This window comes from Ulvibacter sp. 2210JD10-4 (genome assembly GCF_058148525.1).
Genome location: NZ_JBYVJZ010000100.1, coordinates 1 through 237 on the forward strand (window position 1 = coordinate 1; position 237 = coordinate 237).

At 40.1% G+C, this 237-nt stretch carries 1 pseudogene; it reads right to left on the minus strand.

Annotated elements, in window-relative coordinates:
- A pseudogene (locus tag ACY2RT_RS15640) lies at positions 1 to 225 on the minus strand (amino acid--tRNA ligase-related protein); the annotation flags it as partial.
- Between the last annotated feature and the right edge of the window lie 12 nt (positions 226 to 237).

Consider the following 237-nt stretch of genomic DNA (forward strand, 5'->3'; position numbering starts at 1 on the left):
ATCTTCAGCCAGATCCATATTTCCATCCAAGTCACAAAAAGCAATTTCCGGTTCTATCATCCAGAATTCAGCTAAAGGGCGCGAAGTATTTGAGTTTTCAGCGCGGAAAGTAGGACCAAAGGTATATACTTTTCCCAATCCCATGGCGTAGGTTTCAGCTTCCAATTGGCCACTTACCGTAAGATTGGTCTCTTTTTCAAAAAAGTCTTCTTTGTAATTTACGTTTCAGTTTTCATC